The sequence below is a fragment of the Rhizobium sp. LjRoot258 genome, assembly GCF_964254185.1.
Taxonomy (GTDB): Bacteria; Pseudomonadota; Alphaproteobacteria; order Rhizobiales; family Rhizobiaceae; genus Rhizobium.
Window position 1 is genome coordinate 1 of sequence record NZ_CAXUST020000007.1, and the last position, 722, is coordinate 722.

Consider the following 722-nt stretch of genomic DNA (forward strand, 5'->3'; position numbering starts at 1 on the left):
CAAATCCGAGTGTGCCTTCTGCCACATCGCGAGCGCCAAGAAAGACGACGTCTGGACGCAATTCTATCCGCTGCTGGACAAGTGAAATGGTCAACGAACGCTACAGGTTCGCTAACATAAGGAGCAGTGTCATGAGGATCGCCGGTGTCTTAGGCGTCGCAATGGCGGGATTAGCCGCGATCGGCGCCGTCACTGCCCACGCGCAGATGGATAAGCGCTCACAGTACGAGGGAACGGCAGCGACCGTTGTCGACGACAAGGGAAATCTACACGTACCTTCCGACTATCGGACCGCTTATCAGATGCTGGGCAGCTGGGCGGTGGCTAAAGACGACGGTCCGGGCTCAAAGGGGCTGCACGTGGTTTATGCATCGCCCGGAACCATCGCCGCGTATCGCAAGGACGGTCACTTTCCCGACGGCGCCGTTCTCGTGAAAGAAGTGTTCAATACGACTACTCGGGAGATGACGACCGGAACCGTAAGCAGTGCCGGCACCCTTGCCGGCTGGTTCGTCATGGTGAAAGACAGCGCCGGCCGATTTCCAGGAAACAAGCTTTGGGGCGACGGCTGGGGTTGGTCGTGGTTCGACGCGGCTAATCCCCAGAAGACCACATCCACCGACTACAAGACGGACTGTAAGTCCTGTCACGTACCCGCGCAAGGCTCAGACTGGATCTATACGGGCGGCTATCCGCCCCTGAACCGATAAGCGGGGCATGGC

General features: G+C 59.0%; 1 protein-coding gene. It reads left to right on the forward strand.

What is annotated here, in order from left to right; genetic code table 11:
- Positions 1 to 131: 131 nt before the first annotated feature.
- A complete protein-coding gene (locus ACSQ9D_RS34440) occupies positions 132 to 710 on the forward strand; it encodes a cytochrome P460 family protein (protein ID WP_436286168.1) in 579 nt (192 codons plus the stop codon).
- Positions 711 to 722: the final 12 nt, after the last annotated feature.